Annotated in this window: 2 protein-coding genes; one reads left to right on the top strand and one right to left on the bottom strand. The window is 62.4% G+C overall.

The genetic code is table 11. The annotated features are described in order from the left end of the window. Positions 1-67: 67 nt before the first annotated feature. A complete protein-coding gene (locus tag GY937_16585) occupies positions 68-289 on the bottom strand; it encodes a hypothetical protein (protein ID MCP5058321.1) in 222 nt (73 codons plus the stop codon). A 227-nt stretch (positions 290-516) separates the two neighbouring features. On the opposite strand from GY937_16585, the gene GY937_16580 reads away from it, so the two are divergent. Next, complete coding sequence (locus tag GY937_16580; GenBank protein MCP5058320.1) at positions 517-1983, top strand: NAD(P)/FAD-dependent oxidoreductase; 1467 nt, start codon at positions 517-519, stop codon at positions 1981-1983. Positions 1984-2117 lie beyond the last annotated feature (134 nt).

Below are 2117 nucleotides of genomic sequence, written 5' to 3'. Positions count from 1 at the left end.
GCCGAGGCACGCCCCAAATTCTCGCCACGGAATGGGCATCGACCACCCAAAACGAAATCCGTCAGCGTCAATCGCCGCGCGGCACGCCGAAACCGTGGAAAGCCAGGTTCTCAGCCAACTTTCGTGCATAGTTCAGGCTAATGCCGATCTCAGAAAGACCCGACTGGCTAGCGTGGCAGGGCATCGCTCTCGGCAGTCGGATGACGATGTCCGTGATGTCGACCTCGATCGGTTGCGTCACAGCGTAGAGAACAGCCGTGGCCAGACGATCGTGGAGGGCGGTAGCCACTGCGGCTTCGTGAGCCCCTACGGCCCGGCCCCATCGACGTGAATGGCTTCGAGAGCCCCTCGTGCAAGTGCCGGAGAGCCTCCTCACCGCTGGCCAGGATTGCTCAGAATTGCGACCGGATCGGGCCGGGCTGTCGTGGGGCTGGGCCTCTATCCTTCACGGCGCGCCGGGGACGATCTCGATGCAGGGCGATCATTCTGCCTGCCCACAGCCTTTGGAGAAGAGCCATGACCACCGCTTCAGCGTCGAACGACTTCCGCTTCATCATCATGGGGGCGGGAATGTCTGGAATCCTGAGCGCGATCAAGCTCCAGGAGGCCGGGCTCGACGACTATGTGATCTACGAGAAGGCCGATCGCCTGGGCGGCACGTGGCGAGAGAACGAGTATCCGGGAATCGCCTGCGACGTTCCGTCGCATATGTACTGCTACACCTTCGCCTCCAACCCCGAGTGGACCCACCGCCACCCCCCCGGAGCCGAGATTCAGGCCTACTTCGAGGATGTCGCCCACCGCTACGGCGTCGACTCGCGAATCCAGTTCCGCAAAGAGATCACCCGCTGCGAGTTCGTGGACGGCCGCTGGAAGATCGAGATGTCCGACGGCTCCACGGACGCGGGAGACTTCGTCATTGCTGCCACCGGAGTTCTCCACCACCCCGCGACCCCCGAAATCGAAGGTCTCGATTCCTTCGGCGGTGCATGCTTCCACAGCGCGCGCTGGAACCACGAAGTGCCCCTCGAAGGCAAGCGCGTCGGCGTGATCGGCACGGGCTCGACTGCCACCCAGATCACCGGTGCACTGGTGGACAAGGTGGCGAAGCTCTCGCTCTTCCAGCGTACCCCGCAGTGGATCATGCCGATCGAGAACCCGGCCTACACCGAAGAGGAGAAGGCCGAGTTCCGGAAGGACCCTGGGGCCATCAAGCAGATCCGAGACGATGTCACGCGCGCGTTCATCGACGGCTTCGCCAACATCCTGCACGAGGTCGACTCCCCCGGGCTGTTGGCGGTCCAGACCCTCTGTCAGCAGAATCTCGACGACAACGTGAAGGATCCCGTGCTGCGGGAGAAGCTGCGTCCCGACTACCGGGCGGGGTGCAAGCGCCTGATCATGTCGGAGAACTTCTACGATGCGATCCAACATCCCAACGCGGAGCTCGTCACCGAGGGAATCGAGCGGATCGAGGAATCCGGGGTGCGGACCGTGGACGGTCGACTGCACGAGCTCGACGTCCTGGTCCTGGCGACCGGGTTCCAGCCCGATCGCTTCATGCGACCGATGGAGATCGTGGGGCGAGACGGCAAGCGCCTCGCCGACATGTGGGAGAAGGGGCCGTTTGCGTACAAGGCGATCTCCATTCCCGACATTCCGAACTTCTTCATGCTGAATGGGCCTTATGGGCCCGTCGGAAACTTCTCCCTGATCGATGTCGCGGAGATGCAGTTTTCCTACATCATGCAGCTGATCGACCAGGTTCGATCCGGCTCATGCAAGGAGCTCTGCGCCTCGCAGTCCGCAACGGAGCGCTTCGACGCCGAACGGGTCGAGGCCGCCAAGAAGACGATCTGGGCCTCCGGCTGCCGGAGCTGGTACCTCGACGCCGACGGCATTCCGGCAGCCTGGCCGTGGACCTTCGACCGTTTCACGGAGGAAATGGAGAGGCCGACCCTCGAGGACTACGACATGAGCTAGCTCCAATCCGTCGTATTGAGGTGAAGGCCGGACATTGAAATGGCCCTGCGAGTGTGAGATGAAGGAGTTACGAGGCTTCTCCACCGACACCCAACAAGGCCACTTCAGTGCGATTGATTCAAGGCTCTATTCGG

The organism is bacterium (genome assembly GCA_024228115.1).
Taxonomy (GTDB): Bacteria; Myxococcota_A; UBA9160; order UBA9160; family UBA6930.
Note: the sequence above shows the minus strand (reverse complement) of the source record. Positions and strands in the feature narration are given on the sequence as shown.

Excerpts from the sequence above, each read along its gene's own strand:
- GY937_16580 (MCP5058320.1), top strand. The coding sequence starts at position 517 with ATGACCACCGCTTCAGCGTCGAACGACTTCCGCTTCATCATCATGGGG.